The 17,170-nt window shown below is 52.8% G+C and carries 17 protein-coding genes; 11 read left to right on the forward strand and 6 right to left on the reverse strand.

The window, feature by feature from the left end:
* Positions 1 to 9: 9 nt before the first annotated feature.
* The 3 genes from hslU to rraA all read left to right on the forward strand — a co-directional run bounded on the left by hslU (position 10) and on the right by rraA (position 2,973).
* A complete protein-coding gene (hslU, locus tag EYY67_RS15200) occupies positions 10 to 1,344 on the forward strand; it encodes an HslU--HslV peptidase ATPase subunit (protein WP_095924137.1) in 1,335 nt (444 codons plus the stop codon).
* 96 nt (positions 1,345 to 1,440) lie between these two features.
* On the forward strand, positions 1,441 to 2,367 hold the full coding sequence (locus tag EYY67_RS15205; RefSeq protein ID WP_095924136.1) for a 1,4-dihydroxy-2-naphthoate polyprenyltransferase: 927 nt from the start codon (positions 1,441 to 1,443) through the stop codon (positions 2,365 to 2,367).
* A gap of 120 nt (positions 2,368 to 2,487) precedes the next feature.
* On the forward strand, positions 2,488 to 2,973 hold the full coding sequence (gene rraA, locus EYY67_RS15210) for a ribonuclease E activity regulator RraA (protein ID WP_013577584.1): 486 nt from the start codon (positions 2,488 to 2,490) through the stop codon (positions 2,971 to 2,973).
* A gap of 63 nt (positions 2,974 to 3,036) precedes the next feature.
* Here rraA and zapB read toward each other — a convergent pair whose 3' ends face one another.
* Positions 3,037 to 3,276, reverse strand: coding sequence for a septal ring assembly protein ZapB (gene zapB, locus EYY67_RS15215; RefSeq protein WP_013577585.1), 240 nt, complete (start codon positions 3,274 to 3,276; stop codon positions 3,037 to 3,039).
* A gap of 578 nt (positions 3,277 to 3,854) precedes the next feature.
* On the opposite strand from zapB, the gene EYY67_RS15220 reads away from it, so the two are divergent.
* The 3 genes from EYY67_RS15220 to glpX all read left to right on the forward strand — a co-directional run bounded on the left by EYY67_RS15220 (position 3,855) and on the right by glpX (position 7,426).
* A complete protein-coding gene (locus EYY67_RS15220) occupies positions 3,855 to 4,703 on the forward strand; it encodes an MIP/aquaporin family protein (RefSeq protein WP_095924135.1) in 849 nt (282 codons plus the stop codon).
* Between the two features lie 45 nt (positions 4,704 to 4,748).
* Positions 4,749 to 6,272, forward strand: coding sequence for a glycerol kinase GlpK (gene glpK / locus EYY67_RS15225; protein ID WP_095924134.1), 1,524 nt, complete (start codon positions 4,749 to 4,751; stop codon positions 6,270 to 6,272).
* Between the two features lie 143 nt (positions 6,273 to 6,415).
* Positions 6,416 to 7,426, forward strand: coding sequence for a class II fructose-bisphosphatase (glpX, locus tag EYY67_RS15230; RefSeq protein ID WP_131693816.1), 1,011 nt, complete (start codon positions 6,416 to 6,418; stop codon positions 7,424 to 7,426).
* 55 nt (positions 7,427 to 7,481) lie between these two features.
* On the opposite strand, the gene emrD is transcribed toward glpX, so the two are convergent.
* Positions 7,482 to 8,675: a multidrug efflux MFS transporter EmrD gene (gene emrD, locus EYY67_RS15235; protein WP_095924132.1), complete on the reverse strand. Its 1,194-nt coding sequence runs from the start codon at positions 8,673 to 8,675 to the stop codon at positions 7,482 to 7,484.
* 323 nt (positions 8,676 to 8,998) lie between these two features.
* Here emrD and fpr point away from each other — a divergent pair, with 323 nt between their 5' ends.
* Complete coding sequence (fpr, locus tag EYY67_RS15240; RefSeq protein WP_131693817.1) at positions 8,999 to 9,745, forward strand: ferredoxin--NADP(+) reductase; 747 nt, start codon at positions 8,999 to 9,001, stop codon at positions 9,743 to 9,745.
* A gap of 16 nt (positions 9,746 to 9,761) precedes the next feature.
* Here fpr and EYY67_RS15245 read toward each other — a convergent pair whose 3' ends face one another.
* Positions 9,762 to 10,184, reverse strand: coding sequence for a DUF805 domain-containing protein (locus EYY67_RS15245; protein ID WP_095924130.1), 423 nt, complete (start codon positions 10,182 to 10,184; stop codon positions 9,762 to 9,764).
* A gap of 158 nt (positions 10,185 to 10,342) precedes the next feature.
* Between EYY67_RS15245 and EYY67_RS15250 the strand changes: the two genes are divergently transcribed.
* Positions 10,343 to 10,951, forward strand: coding sequence for a DUF1454 family protein (locus EYY67_RS15250; RefSeq protein WP_095924129.1), 609 nt, complete (start codon positions 10,343 to 10,345; stop codon positions 10,949 to 10,951).
* Positions 10,952 to 11,078: 127 nt separating this feature from the next.
* Positions 11,079 to 11,846: a triose-phosphate isomerase gene (tpiA, locus tag EYY67_RS15255; RefSeq protein ID WP_095924128.1), complete on the forward strand. Its 768-nt coding sequence runs from the start codon at positions 11,079 to 11,081 to the stop codon at positions 11,844 to 11,846.
* 66 nt (positions 11,847 to 11,912) lie between these two features.
* On the opposite strand, the gene EYY67_RS15260 is transcribed toward tpiA, so the two are convergent.
* The 3 genes from EYY67_RS15260 to cpxP form a co-directional block, all read right to left on the reverse strand.
* Positions 11,913 to 12,902 carry a sulfate ABC transporter substrate-binding protein gene (locus EYY67_RS15260; RefSeq protein WP_095924127.1) on the reverse strand — a complete coding sequence of 330 codons (990 nt, stop codon included), beginning with the start codon at positions 12,900 to 12,902 and terminating at the stop codon, positions 11,913 to 11,915.
* A 187-nt stretch (positions 12,903 to 13,089) separates the two neighbouring features.
* Positions 13,090 to 14,076, reverse strand: coding sequence for a 6-phosphofructokinase (pfkA, locus tag EYY67_RS15265; protein WP_119823908.1), 987 nt, complete (start codon positions 14,074 to 14,076; stop codon positions 13,090 to 13,092).
* A 346-nt stretch (positions 14,077 to 14,422) separates the two neighbouring features.
* Positions 14,423 to 14,932, reverse strand: coding sequence for a cell-envelope stress modulator CpxP (gene cpxP / locus EYY67_RS15270; RefSeq protein WP_095924125.1), 510 nt, complete (start codon positions 14,930 to 14,932; stop codon positions 14,423 to 14,425).
* Between the two features lie 152 nt (positions 14,933 to 15,084).
* Between cpxP and cpxR the strand changes: the two genes are divergently transcribed.
* Both cpxR and cpxA read left to right on the forward strand, forming a co-directional pair.
* Complete coding sequence (gene cpxR, locus EYY67_RS15275) at positions 15,085 to 15,786, forward strand: envelope stress response regulator transcription factor CpxR (RefSeq protein WP_013577597.1); 702 nt, start codon at positions 15,085 to 15,087, stop codon at positions 15,784 to 15,786.
* On the forward strand, positions 15,783 to 17,153 hold the full coding sequence (gene cpxA, locus EYY67_RS15280; protein WP_095924124.1) for an envelope stress sensor histidine kinase CpxA: 1,371 nt from the start codon (positions 15,783 to 15,785) through the stop codon (positions 17,151 to 17,153). Before cpxR ends, cpxA begins: the two co-directional genes overlap by 4 nt.
* Positions 17,154 to 17,170 lie beyond the last annotated feature (17 nt).

Raw genomic sequence — 17,170 nt, forward strand, 5'->3', positions numbered from 1 at the left:
TCGAAAATTATGTCTGAGATGACCCCGCGCGAGATTGTCAGCGAATTAGACAGCTACATCATTGGTCAGGATAAGGCGAAACGCGCCGTGGCCATTGCCCTGCGTAACCGCTGGCGTCGTATGCAGCTTGATGAAGCGCTGCGCCATGAAGTCACCCCGAAAAATATTCTGATGATCGGCCCGACCGGTGTCGGTAAAACCGAAATCGCCCGCCGTCTGGCGAAACTGGCGAACGCGCCGTTCATCAAAGTGGAAGCCACCAAATTCACCGAAGTCGGTTATGTCGGTAAAGAAGTGGATTCCATTATCCGCGACCTGACCGATTCCGCCGTGAAAATGGTGCGTCTGCAATCCATCGAGAAAAACCGTTATCGCGCTGAAGAACTGGCCGAAGAACGCATTCTCGATGTACTGATCCCGCCAGCAAAAAACAACTGGGGACAGGCTGACGAAGCGCAGGAACCTTCTGCTGCGCGCCAGAATTTCCGCAAAAAACTGCGTGAAGGTCAGCTGGACGATAAAGAAATCGAAATCAGCCTGGCATCCGGTCCGATGGGCGTTGAAATCATGTCCCCTCCGGGCATGGAAGAAATGACCAGTCAGTTGCAGTCGATGTTCCAGAGCATGGGCGCTCAGAAACAGAAACCACGCAAACTGAAAATCAAAGAAGCACTGAAGCTGCTGGTTGAAGAAGAAGCGGCGAAACTGGTGAATCCGGAAGACCTGAAAGAACAGGCGATCGAAGCCGTTGAACAACACGGCATCGTGTTTGTCGATGAGATCGACAAAATCTGTAAACGTGGCGGTCAAAGCTCCGGCCCGGACGTCTCCCGTGAAGGTGTTCAGCGTGACCTGTTGCCGCTGGTGGAAGGTTGTACTGTATCGACCAAGCACGGCATGGTGAAAACCGATCACATTCTGTTTATCGCTTCCGGCGCATTCCAGACTGCCAGCCCGTCTGATCTGATCCCTGAGTTGCAGGGTCGTCTGCCGATCCGCGTGGAATTGCAGGCGCTGTCGACAGAAGACTTCGAACGCATTCTGACCGAACCGAGTGCTTCGCTGACTCATCAGTACAAAGCATTGATGGCAACCGAAGGCGTGAACATTGATTTCACCCCTGACGGTATCCGCCGGATTGCGGAAGCCGCATGGCAGGTAAACGAAACTACCGAGAACATTGGTGCGCGTCGTCTGCACACCGTTCTGGAGCGTCTGATGGAAGATATCTCTTACGACGCCAGCGAAAGCAGCGGAATCTCCATAAACATTGATGCAGATTATGTTAGAAGCCACCTTGACCAGCTGGTAGCTGATGAAGATCTGAGCCGTTTTATCTTATAATTTGCTCATACGTTCCGAAAGTGATCTTCAGGGAGGCGTTTGCCTCCCTGATTTTTTTTTGATTTCGGACTGATTCTTCACCTGAGCGAAATCACTATGAGCATAATCACTCCCTGCACCCCGACGACGCCCGCCCGCGCCTGGCTGGAAAGCCTGCGTCCTAAAACCCTGCCACTGGCTTTTGCCTCTATCGTCATGGGTTCTGCCATTGCCAGCCTGCAAGGCGTTTTCCATCCGCTGACCGCGCTGCTGGCACTGCTGACTGCCGGTTGCCTGCAAATTTTGTCGAATCTGGCAAATGACTACGGTGACGCCGAGAAAGGCAGCGACACGCCCGATCGCGTCGGGCCACTGCGCGGCATGCAAAAAGGGTTGATTAGCGCGGCGCAAATGAAACGCGCGATTATCCTGACCATCGCCCTGACCATTATCTGCGGTATCGCACTTATTGCGGTGGCCTGCCAAAAACCGAGCGACGTGGTCGGCTTTCTGATCCTCGGTCTGCTCTCGATTGGCGCCGCCATCACCTATACCGTCGGCACGCGCCCTTACGGCTACATGGGGCTTGGTGACATTTCGGTGCTGATTTTCTTCGGCTGGATAAGCGTCGCGGGCACATTCTATTTGCAGGCGGGCTATTTCGACTGGATCGTGATGTTACCGGCGACGGCGACCGGCTTGCTGTCCACGGCGGTGCTGAATATCAATAATTTGCGCGATATCGAAACGGACAGCGCCAATGGCAAGAATACGCTGGCGGTACGTCTCGGGCCGGTCAACGCGCGCCGTTATCACGCCACCCTTCTGACTGCTGCCGTCCTCTGTCTGGCAGTATTCTCCGCCGTGCACCTGCACCACTGGACCGGCTGGCTGTTTGTTCTGGCGATCCCGATGCTGGTAAAACATGTCATGCGGGTAATGAATTCGAAAACGTCCACGGAAGTGCGCCCGCTGCTGGAACATATGGTGAAAACCGCGTTGCTGACTAACGTATTGTTTGCAGTGGGTCTGTTACTCAATTGAGTCAAATTGGCCTGATGTGCGTTTATCGGGTCACTTTTCACATTTAACAATTGATGATTTTGCCAACATCCGCCGGAAAGGGATATACTGAATACTCATGCAGCAACCAGATGAAATCCTATGAAATACGATACTTCCGAACTTTGCGACATCTACCATGAAGAAGTGAATGTCGTCGAACCCTTGTTCTCCAACTTTGGCGGCCGTACTTCATTTGGCGGGCAAATCACCACCGTGAAATGCTTTGAAGATAATGGCTTGCTTTATGATCTGCTGGAAGAAAATGGCCGGGGCCGCGTGTTGGTGATCGATGGCGGCGGTTCTGTTCGTCGCGCACTGCTGGATGCCGGACTGGCACGCCTGGCATTGCAAAACGAATGGGAAGGCATCGTGATTTATGGTGCGGTCCGTCAGGTTGACGATCTGGAAGAACTGGATCTGGGTATTCAGGCCATGGCCGCTATTCCGGCTGGCGCAGGCAGTGAAGGGATCGGCGAAAGCGACATTCGTGTCAATTTCGGCGGCGTGACCTTCTTCTCCGGCGACCATCTTTATGCCGACAATACCGGTATCGTGCTGTCGGAAGACCCGCTCGATATCGAGTAACGCTTTCTTGCAGCCACAAAAAAGGACGCCATGGCGTCCTTTTTCATTTGATGGCGGAAGTGCTCAGACTTCTTCCATTTTTCCCAACAGTGCACGCAGACGATCCTGCCATACGTGTTGTTCTTCTTTCAGCTGCGCATTTTCACGCACCAGAGACTCATGATTACCGCTGGCTTGCTGAACTTCCTGAGACAGGGTGTTGTTCTGCTCTTTCAGTTCTTCGATTTCCATCTGCAACAGAGTAATGGTATCGATCGCTTGCTGAACTTTAGCTTCTAATTTCTCAAATACTTCAAATGACATTTTTCGGTCCCCTTATGTTCGCAAGGCGCACATCTTATGTTCTGCCGCATCGTCCGGACACGGCTCAAAAATTCCTGCACACCGTCGATTTTCATAACAAATTCATCAGAGAATTGCGCAAAACCGCCGGGTGTCTTAACGGGTGATTGTATGTAGCCAGCTGTGGTCTGTCTACCAGCAACCCCTTTATCCACGCAGTCTGTTGCAATTTTACAGCGCCGGGTATCAGGAAATGCTTAAAAAGCAGCGTCACTCACCAGAAATCCGGCTTAATAGCGAATAACCTTAGCCGCCGTACGGATAAGGTCGCTGATGTTCGTTTAAAAAGACAGGTTCGCTGAAAATGTTAAATCATGGCCTTTTTGCGCTGCATCAAGTTCTGCCAATACGCGAAATCGCTCATTTTTATGACACAACACACAAATTTTGATTTCGCTATTTCTCGTTTATGCTCGTTAACGATAAATTCACATTACGTTCTCATTTAATGATGAACGCCAAAATCCGATTACGTTCACGTACGACATAACAGAAAAACTATAACTAACCATTAACATTATCCTTAGCAGGATCAAACTATGAGCCAAACCATGAGTTCCACATTAAAAGGTCAGTGCATCGCTGAGTTTCTGGGTACCGGGCTTATCATTTTCTTTGGTGCGGGCTGTGTCGCAGCAATGAAACTTGCCGGAGCTACCTTTGGTCAGTGGGAAATCAGTATCATCTGGGGTCTGGGCGTGGCAATGGCCATCTACCTGACTGCAGCCATTTCAGGTGCACACCTGAACCCGGCGGTGACCGTCGCACTTTGTCTGTTTGCAAACTTTGAAGGACGCAAAGTTCTGCCTTACATCATCGCGCAGGTCGCCGGAGCCTTCTGTGCCGCCGCACTGGTCTACGGCCTCTACTACAACCTGTTCTTCGATTTCGAGCAAAGCCACAACATGGTGCGCGGCAGCGTCGAAAGTCTGGATCTGGCCGGTATTTTCTCAACCTATCCAAACCCGCATATCAGCGTCTTGCAGGCATTTCTGGTTGAAACCGTGATTACCGCCATTCTGATGGCCCTGATCCTTGGCCTGACCGATGATGGTAACGGTATTCCACGTGGCCCGCTGGCACCGCTGCTGATCGGTATCCTGATCGCCGTAATCGGTGCCTCCATGGGGCCGCTGACCGGATTCGCCCTGAACCCGGCCCGTGACTTCGGTCCGAAAGTGTTCGCTTTCTTTGCTGGCTGGGGCAAGGTTGCCTTCACCGGCGCACGCGATATCCCTTATTTCCTGGTGCCGATTTTTGGTCCGCTGCTCGGGGCTTCTCTGGGTGCCATCGCATATAAAGCGCTGATTGGTCGCCATCTGCCAAATCAGATTAATGAGCCGGTAGAAGAAAAAGCGTCTCAGCCATCAAAACAGCGTAAGGCCTGATCGGCTAAACTGTTCCACAGCTTACTCATTCGCAGGATGAATATTATGTCAGCAGATACGACTCACGAAAAAAAATACATTGTTGCACTCGACCAGGGTACAACCAGCTCACGCGCCGTAGTTCTGGATCACGATGCCAATATCGTCAGCGTGTCACAGCGTGAATTCACTCAGATCTACCCTAAATCGGGCTGGGTTGAGCACGACCCGATGGAAATCTGGTCATCGCAAAGCTCGGTGCTGGTGGAAGTGCTGGCGAAAGCCGACATTAACTCTGATCAGATCGCCGGTATCGGTATCACCAACCAGCGTGAAACCACCATCGTGTGGGAAAAAGAAACCGGCAAGCCAATCTATAACGCGATTGTCTGGCAATGCCGCCGTACTGCTGACATCTGTGAAAAGCTGAAAAAAGACGGTCTGGAAGAATACATCCGTCACAACACCGGTCTGGTGATTGACCCGTATTTCTCCGGCACCAAACTGAAGTGGATCCTTGACCACGTCGAAGGCTCCCGTGAGCGCGCCAAACGCGGCGAACTGCTGTTCGGGACGGTTGATACCTGGCTGGTCTGGAAAATGACGCAGGGACGTGTTCACGTGACGGATTACACCAACGCCTCACGTACCATGCTGTTTAACATCCATGATCTGCAATGGGATGACCGCATGCTGGAGGCGCTGGATATTCCGCGCGAAATGCTGCCGGAAGTCCGCCCTTCTTCTGAAATTTACGGCCAGACCAACATCGGGGGTAAAGGCGGTACGCGTATTCCGATCGCCGGTATCGCCGGTGACCAGCAGGCGGCGCTGTATGGCCAGCTGTGCGTACAACCGGGTATGGCGAAAAATACCTACGGCACCGGCTGCTTCCTGCTGATGAATACCGGTACCGAAGCGGTTGCCTCTAAAAATGGCCTGCTGACCACCATCGCCTGCGGTCCGCGCGGCGAAGTGAACTACGCACTGGAAGGCGCGGTGTTTGTCGGCGGCGCCTCCATCCAGTGGCTGCGCGATGAGCTGAAACTGATCAGCGACGCGACTGACTCCGAATATTTCGCCATGAAAGTGAAAGACACCAACGGCGTTTACGTGGTGCCAGCCTTTACCGGCCTTGGCGCCCCTTACTGGGACCCGTATGCCCGTGGCGCGATCTTCGGTCTGAGCCGTGGCGCGAACAGCAACCACATCATCCGCGCGACGCTGGAATCTATCGCTTATCAGACCCGTGACGTTCTGGATGCGATGCAGGCTGACTCCGGCGCACGCCTGCAGGCGCTGCGTGTGGATGGCGGTGCGGTGGCCAACAACTTCCTGATGCAATTCCAGTCAGACATTCTCGGCACCCGCGTTGAGCGCCCTGAAGTGCTGGAAGTCACCGCACTGGGTTCGGCTTACCTTGCCGGTCTGGCTGTCGGTTTCTGGAACGATCTGGAAGAAGTGCGCAGCAAAGCCACCATTGAACGTGAATTCCGCCCAAGCATTGAAACGACGGAACGTAATGTCCGCTATAAAGGCTGGCAAAAAGCGGTGGCACGCGTTCGCTCCTGGGAAGATCACGACGAGTAATCGCCGGATATTATCGCCAACACCTGTTTCTGAAACTCCCCATCCGGGGAGTTTTTTTATGCCCCTTTCCCGTTGTGCTAAAATCTGCGGCACAGATGAGCCTCGCCTCACCGACCTCTTTTTTTCTTTCTACAGGCTTTCCAATGAAACGTGAATTAGCAATCGAGTTCTCCCGCGTGACCGAAGCTGCCGCGCTGGCCGGTTATAAATGGCTGGGTCGTGGTGATAAAAACCTGGCCGATAACGCTGCCGTTCAGTCCATGCGCATCATGCTCAATAAGGTCGATATCGACGGCACTATCGTCATTGGCGAAGGGGAAATTGATGAAGCGCCGATGCTGTATATCGGTGAAAAAGTCGGGACCGGCAATGGCGATGCGGTGGATATCGCCGTCGACCCGATTGAAGGCACGCGCATGACCGCCATGGGCCAGTCCAACGCGCTGGCTGTGCTGGCGGTTGGCGACCAGGGTTCGTTCCTCAATGCTCCCGACATGTACATGGAAAAAATCGCCGTCGGGCCGGGCGCAAAAGGGGCTATCGATCTGAATCTGACGCTGGCAGAGAATCTGGCGAATATCGCCAACGCGCTGGGTAAACCGCTGACCGAGCTGACCGTCGCCGTTTTAGCGAAACCACGTCATGACGACGCCATCCGCGAAATGCTGGCATCCGGCGTGCGTGTGTTTGCGTTCCCTGACGGTGACGTGGCGGCAACCATTCTGACCTGTATGCCGGAAAGCGAAGTGGATGTGCTGTATGGCATTGGCGGCGCACCGGAAGGCGTGATTTCTGCGGCAGTGATCCGCGCGCTGGATGGCGATATGCAGGGGCGTTTACTGGCGCGTCATGACGTGAAAGGCGATACGCCGGAAAATCGTCGTATCGGTGAAGAAGAACTGGCGCGTTGCCAGGCGATGGGGATTGAAGCCGGTAAAGTGCTGCTGCTGGATGATATGGCGCGTAACGATAACGTGATTTTCTCCGCGACCGGCATTACCAAAGGTGATCTGCTGGAAGGCATCAGCCGCAAGGGAAATATGGCGACCACCGAAACGCTGCTGATCCGCGGTAAATCCCGCACGATCCGTCGCATCCGCTCGACGCATTACCTCGACCGCAAAGACGCGGCGCTGCACGAATTTATTATCTAAACCTCAGCTTCCGGTCATCAAAAAGCAGGGCCATTCGCGCCCTGCTTTTGCATGATCAGGCCGTATGCCCTTCATGCTGACTGCGGTTCGACATCGGTAGCCAGCACAATAAAATCAGCACCGCCATGGCGAACATCAGTAATCCCAGACTGAACTGACCGGTTTGCGGCAACATGGCCGACATCCACGCCACCAGTCCGGAGCCCATATTCTGCAATCCCCCGACCAGCGCACCCGCTGCACCCGCCAGATACGGGAAAGGCTCCATCGCACCGGTCGTCGCCAGCGGGAACAACATGCCTGCGCCGAAGAAGAACAACGATGCAGGAACAATCAGCGTCCAGATATTCATCACGCCCAGCCAGCCGGGGATCCACATCGCCAGACCGGCGAGCAGGCAACTGATCACCGAATGCCACATCAGTTGCTGGAAGCTTTTCTCCGTGCGACCGGCGTACCATGCGCCAAAGAACGCCGCCGGAATGGGCAGGATAAACAGCACGCTGACCATCACGCCGCTCAGGCCGAGCACGCCGCCCATCAGCACGCCACAGCTGGCTTCAAATACCGCTACGCCAGCCAGTGCGCCAACCAGCATCACCAGATAACGGCTGAAGTTGGCATCAGCCAGCAATAAACGCAGGCTTCCCAGCATCCTGCGCGGCGGATGATCGGCGGTGAATTCAGGACGGGTTTCCGGCAGCCAGCGGTACATCGAGAACGCCACGCCCGCGCACAGGATTAACAGGAAACCGAAACTGGCTCGCCAGCCCAGCCATGCGGACAACGCACCGCCAATCACCGGCGCCAGCAGCGGACTGACCAGAATGCCCATGTTCAGCAGGCTGTTGGCATGGCGCAACGCGCCACCGCTGTATAAATCACGCGGCATGGTTCTCGCCATTACGCCCGCCACACCGGTGCCCAGCCCCTGAATGGCCGCAAAGGCAATCAGCATCGTCAGGCTGGTGGACATCATCGCGCCCGCCGCCCCTATCAGGAAAATCATCAGGCCGGTGAGGATCACCGGTTTGCGGCCAATGTTATCGGAAAGCGGGCCATAGACCAGCTGTGAGCCGCCGTAGGTCAGCAGATACGCGGCCATCACCCGCTGCACAGCGCCCGGTTTTACGGCCAGGCTGGCCGCCATATCGGCGATATTCGGCACGTAAATGGTTTGCGCCATTTGCCCGACAGCCACCAGCAAAATGAGCATGATAAGCAGGTGAATGTTTTCCAGATTTTTCATTTTTCAGTTCATTATCAGATAAGGTTGGAAAAGTGCAGAACAAATAACCAGTAAAATCGACCAGACTACGGCGGCGCATAAGTTAACAAATTAAGATGAATAAGCGAGTATTGCGGGAAACTCTTCTGATCCTTTGCTGGCAGCGGCGGGAACCACATCTGTAACGCTGGGTGTACGGAAATCGATACTGACTAACGGGTCATGAACAGGCTGATAACATTTAACCGATACGGGATCCGAAAAATTTGAAATAAAATCAGGACATAATTTCGCACTGCATATTTTGCACGACATGAAGAAACCAGAAACCACGGGAGTTTTTTATGGCTGAATGGGTGACAGGAAAAGTCAAAAAAGTTGAGCACTGGACAGACAATTTGTTCAGCATCACGGTCAATGCGCCCGTCGATCCTTTTACCGCAGGCCAGTTCGCCAAACTTTCGCTGGATATTGACGGTGAGCGGGTGCAACGCGCGTATTCTTATGTAAACCCGCCATCCAGCGGTGAGCTGGAGTTTTATCTGGTGAATGTGCCGGAAGGAAAACTCAGCCCGCGCCTGCATGTGATGCAGCCCGGCGACGAGATTACTATCACCAAAGAAGCCGCCGGATTTTTCGTGATTGAAGAAGTGCCTGAATGCGACACCCTGTGGATGCTGGCAACCGGCACGGCTATCGGGCCGTATCTGTCAATTTTGCAGGAAGGAAAAGGGCTGGAGCGGTTCAAAAATATTGTTCTGGTTCACGCCGCACGCTTCGCGGCTGACCTGAGTTATCTGCCACTCATGCAACAGCTTCAGCGTCGCTATGAAGGCAAATTACATATTCAGACCGTGGTCAGCCGCGAGGAAATTTCCGGCTCACTGACAGGCCGTGTTCCGGCTCTGATTGAAAGCGGCGCGCTGGAAGAGGCTGTCGGCCTGAAGATGCTGGCTGAAGACAGCCACGTCATGCTGTGCGGCAACCCGCAAATGGTTCGCGATACCCAGCAGGTACTGAAAGACACACGGGGTATGCGCAAACACCTGAAACGTAAACCGGGCCATATGACCAGCGAGCATTACTGGTAAGCCTGTACATAAAAAATCAGCGGAATTTCACCTCGTCCGGCTCCGGGCCAAAACGATTTGTGCCCGGCGTGCCGACAAAAGCGCCGCAGTCGATCAGCAACATGATGAAAATGACTGAAGGTGCCAGACGTCCGAGAACCCAGCTCCACATCTGCGGCATCGCCGCCGCCCAGTTCCCGGCAACCAGCATCCACGCCAATACAAACAGCAGCGCCCACCAGGCGGATTTATTACGGTCATGTAATCTTTTCACCAGCACCGCAGCCGTCGGCCACAGTAACACCACCAGCGCGAAACCGGCGGACTGATAGGTAATCCATTCCTGTGCGGCAAAAAAGAAATCAGCCACCATCAGAATCAGCCAGCTGACCATCCAGAGCCAGAAATCGCGGCGGCCCAGGCGGCCGTTAAAAGAAAACAGTGCATGCTGTAACGTCATTGGCAGTCGGTTCCGTCAAATACAATGGGAGTAAATTGTTAAAACAGGCGGAGTGTAACCTACCGGCAGAGGCGACGAGAATCTTTACGCACTCCTTTTGACATTACCCCCCGTTCCCCGCTTTAATCGGACAGTTGAATCAAAATAAGACACGCCCTATGACTGTTGCTCAATCTTTATTACGCCTGACGCTGTCCGCGTTAATCCTGCTCGCTGGCCAGAACATCGCGCTGGCCGATCCGCCGGCTGACCATGCCGGCACCGAAGAGATGCCAAAAGCCCCTTACCTGCTGGCCGGTGCGCCGACATTTGAAACGACGCTGATCAATTTCCGTGCGAAATACAATGAGGCCAATCCGACCCAGCAGATTGGCGAGTTCCGCGCGATCAGCGATAAATCTGCGAACAGTTCCCTGACCCGCGCCGCCAGCAAGATTAATGAGAATCTGTATGCCTCGACCGCACTGGAAAAAGGCACCGGGAAAATCAAAACGCTGCAAATCACCTATCTGCCGATTCAGGGCGCAGAAGAAAAAGCGGCCCGCACGCTGGCAATCAGCTATATGGCAAACCTGATGCGTCAGTTCGATGCCACCCTGACCACCGAACAAAGCGTGGCGAGAGTCGCTTCTTTGATCGAGAAAGGCAAAGGTCAGCAGTTTTATAAGCAGGAAGTGGGCGCGGTACGTTTTGTGATTTCAGACAATGGCGAAAAAGGTCTGACATTCGCCGTTGAGCCGGTCAAGCTGGCGCTCGCCGAGCCGTGAGATGACGGTTTTTAATGACAAAAAGCAAAGCCTTTATGGTCAATGATCTCTATACTGTTGCACAGGTAATCTGCTTGTTTGGCAGAAATTTTAATCGACACTCGCGTCCCCTTTTGGAGGAAAAAACATGCGACATCCATTAGTGATGGGTAACTGGAAGCTTAACGGCAGCACCCACATGGTTAACGAACTGATTGCTGCTCTGCGTACTGAACTGAGCACAGTTGTAGGTTGTGGCGTTGCGATTGCTCCACCAGAAGTTTACCTGTCACAGGCTAAACACGCTCTGGCTGGCAGCCGTATCGCGCTGGGTGCTCAGAACGTTGATGCTAACCTGTCCGGCGCATTCACCGGTGAAATCTCTGCCGACATGCTGAAAGATATCGGTGCGAAATACATCATCATCGGTCACTCAGAACGCCGTACTTACCATAAAGAAAGCGACGAGTTCATCGCGAAGAAATTCGGCGTGCTGAAAGATGCTGGCCTGATCCCGGTTCTGTGCATCGGTGAAACCGAAGCAGAAAACGAAGCAGGCAAAACAGAAGCCGTTTGCGCTAAACAACTGGATGCCGTGCTGAACACGCTGGGTGCGAAAGCATTCGAAGGCGCAGTCATCGCTTACGAACCTGTTTGGGCGATCGGTACCGGCAAATCTGCCACGCCTGCACAGGCTCAGGCCGTTCACAAATTCATCCGTGATCACATCGCGAAACAAGATGCTGCGGTTGCTGAACAAGTGATCATCCAGTACGGCGGTTCCGTTAACGCGGCTAACGCTGCTGAGCTGTTCACCCAGCCAGACATCGATGGCGCACTGGTTGGCGGCGCATCACTGAAAGCTGATGCTTTCGCAGTGATCGTAAAAGCTGCTGCTGAAGCTAAACAAGCGTAAGCCTGTTTCTTCTGCGCATAAAAAAACCCCGGCACGCCGGGGTTTTTTATTGTCTGGAAAACAATCTTAACGTTTGCTGATTTGGTCAAAGATACCGTCGGTTGCGAAATGGTCTTTCTGTGCCTGTGCCCAGGTACCGGCCACCTGATCAATAGTGAACAGTTTAACTTTCGGGAATTCAGACGCGAATTTTTTCTCGATTTCAGCATCACGCGGACGGTAATAGTTTTCTGCCGCAATCGTCTGGCCTTCCGGTGAATAAAGGTATTTCAGATAGGCATCGGCCACCGTGCGGGTGTCACGCTTATCAACAACCTTATCGACCACAGAAACCGTTGGCTCCGCCAGAATCGATTCGCTTGGCGTCACGATTTCAAACTTATCTTTACCGACTTCTTTCGTCGCCAGCAGCGCCTCGTTTTCCCACGCAATCAGCACATCACCGATACCGCGTTCAACGAAAGTATTGGTTGCGCCACGTGCGCCGGAATCCAGCACTTCGACGTTTTTGTACAATGCTTTCACGAAATCCTGAGCCTTCGCTTTGTCATTGTTGTTGTGATGCAGGGCATAACCCCAGGCCGCCAGATAGTTCCAGCGCGCACCGCCGGAAGTTTTAGGGTTCGGTGTAATCACCGACACGCCCGGTTTAATCAAATCATTCCAGTCGTGAATTTGTTTCGGATTGCCTTTACGCACCAGGAACACAATGGTGGATGTGTAAGGCGCAGAGTTATCCGGCAGACGGGTGATCCAGTTCTTATCGATACGGCCACGTTCAGCAATAGCATCAACGTCATAAGCCAGCGCCAGCGTCACCACATCCGCTTCGATGCCGTTGATAACCGATGTAGCCTGTTTACCGGAGCCACCATGCGACTGGCGAACGGTGACGGTATCGCCGGTTTTACCCTGCCAGTATTTGCTGAACGCTTTGTTGTATTGCTCATAGAACTCACGGGTGGGATCGTATGACACGTTCAGAATCTGAATATCTTTGGCAATTGCTCCCGTTGCCACTAACAGTAATCCCAAACCTGCAGCCCATTTACGCATCGCACTTTCTCCCGAAAATAGTTTCTATGGATTTCATTTATTTGTTCGATAAAGAGAGCCTGCCAGATAAAAATGAAACACATAAAGAATAAAAGGTTTTTTTCTATTACTTTCTGGAATAACCAAAAGCGAGGCGAAAAAAAACCTCCCGTAAAAGGAGGTTCTTATCGGAGCGTAACAAACTGTATCAGAACAGTTTTTTCGCCGTGTCGTACCAGTCTTCTTTGAATTTACTTTTCTTATTTTCTGGCGCGATACAAATCGAGATTAATTCGTGAACCATTTTCTCGTTTTCAACACCGACGCAGAAACCGCCCTGAGAATAGTCACGATCTTCTTCCAGCAGCAGGTCCACCGCGTAAGCCCCCATACGGGAAGCCAGAATGCGGTCGTAAGCCACCGGCGCACCGCCACGCTGAATATGGCCTAATACGGTGCCACGGGTTTCGCGGCAGGTTTCTTTCTCGATGTATTTGGCCAGCTCTTCGATGTTGTCTAACTTTTCAGTGATGGCAACGATCGCGTGTTTTTTGCCTTTCGCGATACCGGCTTTGATTTCAGCAACCAGATCATCACGTTTGAATTCCACTTCAGGGATAGCGATAAATTCGCAACCACCGGCAATGGCCGCTGCCAGCGTCAAATCGCCACAATAGCGGCCCATCACTTCAACGATAGAAATACGCTGGTGTGAAGAAGAGGTGTCACGCAGACGGTCAATCGCTTCAACCACGGTGCCCAGCGCCGTGAAGAAGCCGATGGTGTAGTCAGTACCCGCCACGTCGTTATCGATAGTGCCTGGCAGACCGATGCAACGGATACCGCCTTCTTTGGTCAGCAGGTCTGCACCTGCGTAAGAACCGTCACCCCCGATCACCACCAGGCCATCGATACCACGGTCTTTCATATTCTGCAGGGCGACTTTACGCATTTCCGGATCACGGAATTCAGGGAAACGCGCTGAACCCAGGAAAGTACCGCCACGGTTGATCATATCGGAGACGCTGTAGCGATCCAGTTTGCGCATGCGGTTTTCATACATGCCGAGGTAGCCATCTTCAATACCGTAGACTTCCAAATCTGCTGATAATGCGGAGCGGACAACGCCACGGATCGCAGCATTCATGCCTGGGGCATCGCCACCACTTGTCAGTACACCAATTTTTTTGATCATGACTACCTCTGAACTTGTAGATGCAATTTCTTAAGAATCTTGAGCCAGCCTGTTGGGCGAATTTTTCTTGTGCAGCCAAAAGGGCTTACTAGCGTTTGAGCCTATAGTATAACAAAACACCGGTGCTGAATTGATTCAAGTCAGCAAGAATACGCTTACACCGCTCTGTACTTCGCAATTTACTGATTCATACGGCTTTTACAAGATATTTCCAGATCGTTACGCCCAGATTTCCACCTTGTTAATTTCAAGTTTAAAACACAATCCCAAATTACAGACAAAAAAAACCCCACCATACGGTGGGGGAAGACAGGGATGGTGTCTATGGCAAGGAAAAACAGGGATCTTACTCGGTCGTGCTGGTACTACTCGTCTTCTGGGCAGAAGAGGGTTGTAAGCCAGATAACTGCATTTGCATCTCTTTCATGCGTTGCTCATGTTTCTGGTTTAATACGTTTTTTTGCTCAGGTGTCAGCAGATTAAACATCTGGTTGCGGATGCGGGCCATTTCAACCTGGCGATCCACTTGCTCCTGAGCCATTAACTCGGCTTGTGCGCGAACTGCGGCCTGATCAAACTTTTCGGCGGTGACCAGCCTGTGCATCGTTTCTATCTGTTCTACATTTACATGAGGCAGATCTTTACGAGCCTGATGCATCAGGTCACGCATTTGCTGGCGCTGCTGCTCAGTGAGATTTACACCATCAAACATGGTGTTGCGTTCCTGAGGCTTGTCCAACATCGTGCTATCATGTTCTGCTGGCATCGCCGACACTGGTTTTGCGCCATCTGCTAAAACGACACCTGAACTCAGCGTCAGAAGCGTGGCTAAACCGAATGAAGCTGCCTTAAACATCACATACTCCTAAAGTCTTTATCGCTGCATCGCGAATCATTGAAAAGCAGTCTAAACCTGCTGCTGCAAACAAGCGTCAGTGCTTGTAAAAGTACGTAAAGTCATGGAATAGCGGCAATTGATGACGTATTTTGCGTCTAGAGGTAAATACAATGAATAAAATTTTGTTGGTTGATGACGACCGTGAACTGACTTCACTTTTGAAAGAATTGCTCGAAATGGAAGGCTTTAATGTTGTGGTGGCTTACGACGGTGAGCAGGCATTAGAGAAAATCGATAATACCATCGACCTTCTGTTGCTTGACGTGATGATGCCGAAGAAAAACGGCATTGAAACCCTTAAAGAATTGCGCCAGCGTCACCAGACGCCAGTGATTATGTTAACCGCTCGCGGCAGTGAACTGGACCGCGTTCTCGGCCTCGAACTGGGTGCGGATGACTATCTGCCAAAACCGTTTAATGACCGCGAACTGGTGGCCCGCATCCGGGCAATGTTGCGTCGTTCCAACTGGAGCGAACAACAGCAAACCAATGAAAATAACGGCTCACCGACGCTGGAAGTGGACGGGTTGCAGCTGAACCCGGGACGCCAGGAAGCCAGTTTTAACGGCGAAGCGCTGGATTTAACCGGCACTGAATTTACCCTGTTGTATTTACTGGCAAAACATCTCGGACAGGTCGTTTCCCGCGAACATCTGAGTCAGGAAGTGCTGGGTAAACGTCTGACGCCGTTTGACCGCGCCATTGATATGCATATCTCCAATTTACGCCGTAAATTGCCCGATCGTCAGGATGGACATCCGTGGTTTAAAACCTTGCGCGGACGCGGTTATCTGATGGTTTCTGCTTCATGATAAACAGCCTTACGGCACGAATTTTTGCCATTTTCTGGTTCACATTAGCCCTGGTGCTGATGCTGGTATTGATGGTGCCGAAACTCGATTCACGCCAGATTACGCCGTTGCTCGATAACGAACAGCGGCAGGGCCTGATGATTGAACAACACGTTGAAGCTGAGCTGGCGACCGATCCTGCCAATGATCTGATGTGGTGGCGCAGGTTGTTCCGTGCCATCGACAAATGGGCACCGCCGGGTCAGCGTCTGTTGCTGGTCACCAGCGAAGGCCGGGTGATCGGCGCACAGCGTAACGAAATGCAGATCGTGCGTAACTTTATCGGTCAGTCTGATAACTCAGATCGCCCGAAAAAGAAAAAGTATGGCCGCGTGGAAATGGTGGGGCCTTTCTCCGTACGTGACGGTGAAGATAACTACCAGCTGTACCTGATGCGTCCGGCCAGCAGTTCCCAGTCTGACTTTATCAACCTGATGTTCGACCGCCCCCTGCTGCTGTTAATCGTCACCATGCTCATCAGCGCCCCTCTGCTGCTGTGGCTGGCATGGAGTCTGGCGAAACCTGCACGTAAGCTGAAGAACGCCGCAGATGACGTTGCACGCGGTAATCTCAAGCAGCACCCAGAACTCGAAGCCGGACCGCAGGAATTCCTCGCGACCGGTGCCAGTTTCAACCAGATGGTCAGCGCCCTCGAGCGGATGGTCACCGCACAGCAACGGCTGATTTCTGATATCTCCCACGAACTGCGTACACCGCTGACCCGTCTGCAGCTGGCAACCGCACTGATGAGACGTCGTCATGGCGAAGGGAAAGAATTGCAGCGCATCGAAAATGAGGCGCAGCGTCTCGATGGCATGATCAACGATCTGCTGGTGTTATCACGCAGCCAGCATAAAAATGAGTTATCACGCGAAACCCTGAAGGCCAACGAACTGTGGGCCGGGGTGATTGATGATGCGCAGTTTGAAGCCGAACAGATGGGCAAAACCCTTGAGGTGACATCGCCTCCTGGCCCATGGAAACTGATTGGTAATGCGGCGGCGCTCGACAGCGCACTGGAAAACATCGTGCGTAACGCCCTGCGTTATTCGCATCATCACATTGCGCTGAACTTCGCCCACGACAGTGAAGGGATCACCATCACCGTTGATGACGATGGCCCCGGCGTGAGTGAGGAAGATCGCGAACAGATTTTCCGTCCGTTCTATCGCACCGATGAAGCGCGTGACCGGGAATCCGGCGGCACAGGTCTCGGACTGGCAATCGTGGATACTGCCGTTCAGCAACACCGGGGCAGCGTTAAAGCTGAAGACAGCCCGCTGGGCGGCCTTCGTCTGATTATCTGGCTGCCGCTGCACCAGCGTTAAGTTTCTGCTATTCTGCG

The organism is Rahnella victoriana (genome assembly GCF_004330295.1).
Classification (GTDB): domain Bacteria; phylum Pseudomonadota; class Gammaproteobacteria; order Enterobacterales; family Enterobacteriaceae; genus Rahnella; species Rahnella victoriana.

Bases quoted from the DNA above. Each gene is read 5' to 3' on its own strand.
- hslU (WP_095924137.1), top strand. From the start codon at position 10: ATGTCTGAGATGACCCCGCGCGAGATTGTCAGCGAATTAGACAGCTAC.
- EYY67_RS15205 (WP_095924136.1), top strand. From the start codon at position 1,441: ATGAGCATAATCACTCCCTGCACCCCGACGACGCCCGCCCGCGCCTGG.
- rraA (WP_013577584.1), top strand. From the start codon at position 2,488: ATGAAATACGATACTTCCGAACTTTGCGACATCTACCATGAAGAAGTG.
- zapB (WP_013577585.1), bottom strand. From the start codon at position 3,276: ATGTCATTTGAAGTATTTGAGAAATTAGAAGCTAAAGTTCAGCAAGCG.
- EYY67_RS15220 (WP_095924135.1), top strand. From the start codon at position 3,855: ATGAGCCAAACCATGAGTTCCACATTAAAAGGTCAGTGCATCGCTGAG.
- glpK (WP_095924134.1), top strand. From the start codon at position 4,749: ATGTCAGCAGATACGACTCACGAAAAAAAATACATTGTTGCACTCGAC.
- glpX (WP_131693816.1), top strand. From the start codon at position 6,416: ATGAAACGTGAATTAGCAATCGAGTTCTCCCGCGTGACCGAAGCTGCC.
- emrD (WP_095924132.1), bottom strand. From the start codon at position 8,675: ATGAAAAATCTGGAAAACATTCACCTGCTTATCATGCTCATTTTGCTG.
- fpr (WP_131693817.1), top strand. From the start codon at position 8,999: ATGGCTGAATGGGTGACAGGAAAAGTCAAAAAAGTTGAGCACTGGACA.
- EYY67_RS15245 (WP_095924130.1), bottom strand. From the start codon at position 10,184: ATGACGTTACAGCATGCACTGTTTTCTTTTAACGGCCGCCTGGGCCGC.
- EYY67_RS15250 (WP_095924129.1), top strand. From the start codon at position 10,343: ATGACTGTTGCTCAATCTTTATTACGCCTGACGCTGTCCGCGTTAATC.
- tpiA (WP_095924128.1), top strand. From the start codon at position 11,079: ATGCGACATCCATTAGTGATGGGTAACTGGAAGCTTAACGGCAGCACC.
- EYY67_RS15260 (WP_095924127.1), bottom strand. From the start codon at position 12,902: ATGCGTAAATGGGCTGCAGGTTTGGGATTACTGTTAGTGGCAACGGGA.
- pfkA (WP_119823908.1), bottom strand. From the start codon at position 14,076: ATGATCAAAAAAATTGGTGTACTGACAAGTGGTGGCGATGCCCCAGGC.
- cpxP (WP_095924125.1), bottom strand. From the start codon at position 14,932: ATGTTTAAGGCAGCTTCATTCGGTTTAGCCACGCTTCTGACGCTGAGT.
- cpxR (WP_013577597.1), top strand. From the start codon at position 15,085: ATGAATAAAATTTTGTTGGTTGATGACGACCGTGAACTGACTTCACTT.
- cpxA (WP_095924124.1), top strand. From the start codon at position 15,783: ATGATAAACAGCCTTACGGCACGAATTTTTGCCATTTTCTGGTTCACA.